Source organism: Stieleria sp. (genome assembly GCF_041595215.1).
Taxonomy (GTDB): Bacteria; Planctomycetota; Planctomycetia; order Pirellulales; family Pirellulaceae; genus Stieleria; species Stieleria magnilauensis.
The window spans coordinates 1-2,095 of sequence record NZ_JBFHKV010001303.1; the positions used below are offsets into that span (position 1 = coordinate 1).

The 2,095-nt window shown below is 59.2% G+C and carries 1 protein-coding gene and 1 pseudogene; both read right to left on the bottom strand.

Annotated features, from left to right (window positions below):
* Positions 1-846, bottom strand: a pseudogene (locus ABX749_RS30770) (hypothetical protein); the annotation flags it as partial.
* A 135-nt stretch (positions 847-981) separates the two neighbouring features.
* A partial coding sequence (locus ABX749_RS30775; RefSeq protein ID WP_372899401.1) for a WD40 repeat domain-containing protein occupies positions 982-2,095 on the bottom strand: 1,114 nt, incomplete at its 5' end.

Here is a 2,095-nt window from a genome sequence, read left to right on the forward strand (position 1 = left end):
CAATTCGACGTCGGAGAGTCCGATTTCATCGTCTTGCCAGATCGCGTCCAAGTTGTTGTCCAGCCAGACTCCACCGCTGATCGAAACCGGCTTGGGCGTTTGGCTGGTCGTCGCGACCGCCGCCGCGCTACGGTTGGGGCGGCTGTCCGGGCCGCTGCCTTCGTCCGGCGGCAAATCCAGTCCGTGCTGCAGATGGGGCGCGCCGTAATCATTCAGAAAGATCGCGTCGGCGGTAGCGGATTCATAGTGCGGCGCTTCAAACACCGCTTCCAGAATCGAATCCTGAAATTCCTGCCCCGACGTGATGACGTCCAAGCGATCGTTGAAGACGGCCAGATCCAGCGAATTGCGCAGCACTTCGTCGACGTCGAGGGTGAATTCCAATCGATCGCCGGCGCGGAAGTTCTGCAGGTTCAAGACCAGCTCTTGCCCGCCATCGGCGACCGTGGCTTCCGCCGTCGCGATACGGCCGTCGAGCGTTTCGATCTTGATGATCTGGAAATCGTGCGCGTTGCTTTTGCCGCGGCCGCCGACTTGAGTGTCAAAGATCGGATCGCCGACGGAGATGCCATCGCCGTCTTTGTCGGTGCGAATCCGCAGTTGCTGCAGCTCGGTGTCCGCGGCGCCTCCGGTGAACGACAGGATAAAACGATCGCCTTTGGAATCGCTGCCCACGTCGTTGTCGGATTCCAGATAGTCCGTTTCCAGATACACGACTCCGACGTGAATCGGATCAGCGGCCAGCAACTCACGTCGCTCCAAGTGCTGCGGCCGAGGCGCACGACGCTTGACTTCCGACGGTTGCTTCCGTGATGAACGGCGAATTCGTTTGGGTTTCCAAATCACGAGCGCGGCACCTCCATGTGCCTGTACGAGTGGAAAAGGGGGCTTTTCCGAGTTTCTGCTCTGGTCACAAGCGGTTGATGTCGATGCTTTCGCCGCTCCCCCGGCGTGAAAGACCCGCTCAAGGCGATGTGTGCGTTATCGATCGATCGGGTTGTTGCGTTCGGCGATGCGTTCTCGGCCAGCTTTTAATCCGCCTAGGTCCCATCGTCTCAGTGTTGCGTCATATCCGCCAGAAAACAGAGCGTCGCCGCTGGACGCTAATGCGGCAATCGATCCGGTGTGCCCGCGCAACTGTTCGACGACACGACCGAGCGTCACGTTGACGATGCGGATCATGTTGTCACTGCCGGCGACGGCCAGGTGTTGGCGGTCCAGGATGCACACTGAAAACAGCTTGCCCGTCGTGACGGCGATGCGACCAATCGGCTTTCTAACGTCGGTATCGAACATCACGACGTAGCCGTCTTCGCCCGCGGTGACGATCACCGGAGACAATCCGTTGAATTTCAAATCGTGAATGCGACCGGTGTGGATCAGATAGTCGTCGATCAGTTTGTTGGTCGCGCGATCAAACAAGTGAAGATCGCCGCTGCGTCCGGCGACCGCCAACAGCTTTCCGTCGCCAGAATAGTCCACCGCACGCAGGTCGGTGCAGTCGCATTCCGCCTGCGGTTGGTTCGCACGTTTCGTACGAGTGAACAAGTAAACCTTGTTTTCGAAACCGACCGCGGCGATCTCTCGACCGTCCGGCGAAAACCGAACACAAGCCAGCGCCGGTGTGCCCTGCATCCGTTGGTCCACACCGAAATCTGCGTCGCGATTCCAAATGATCAGTTGCCCATCGTTGCCCGCCGAAACCAACCGATTGCCGGCGGGATCAAAATGCAACGTTTGAATGATGTCCGTGTGGCCCTGCAGCGTCGCGCGGACTTCCAACCGCGCCGTGTCCATGATTCGAATCGCATGATCATCGCCTGCGACCGCGATCAACTCGCCTCGTGGATCCGACGCGATCGCTTGGACAATCGTTCTGCCAAAATCCGAACTGACCGCCTTGAGTCGAATGATTTGACTTTCGCTCGTCTGTACCAATCGTTCAACCGCCGGTTTTGCTGACAATCCGGCCGCAACCGGGGTCTGCGGTTCGGTCGCCCAACCCGACGGTGTCCAGCGAAAACCTGCCATCGCACCGCCGGCCGCAGCGGTCAGTATCCAACGTCGTGACAGACCCGGTTTGACGTCCAAAGAG